Annotated in this window: 1 protein-coding gene; it reads right to left on the reverse strand. The window is 61.9% G+C overall.

What is annotated here, in order from left to right; translation table 11 throughout:
* On the reverse strand, positions 1-236 hold a 236-nt coding region (locus tag SB753_RS41375; RefSeq protein ID WP_410805729.1), incomplete at both ends, for a hypothetical protein.

The raw sequence follows: 236 nt of genomic DNA on the forward strand, positions 1-236 counted from the left end.
GTCGTAGTCGGTCACGATCACGAATCGGGGGTTGTACTTGACCACCACCGGGGAGGTGCTCAGCTCATGGAGTTCAGCCAGCGGATCCCCGTCCGTCTCCCGGAAGTAGACCACGTTCTTCTGGGCTACCTCGCGCGTCGGATCTGCTGCGACGTTGAGCGACGTGCCGTTGCGCAGGCGGGTCACGTTTCCACGAGGCTTGCCGTATGCAAGCAGCAGGTCGAAGATGAACTCGC

This window comes from Paraburkholderia sp. SIMBA_053 (assembly GCF_046534895.1).
GTDB lineage: Bacteria > Pseudomonadota > Gammaproteobacteria > Burkholderiales > Burkholderiaceae > Paraburkholderia > Paraburkholderia caledonica.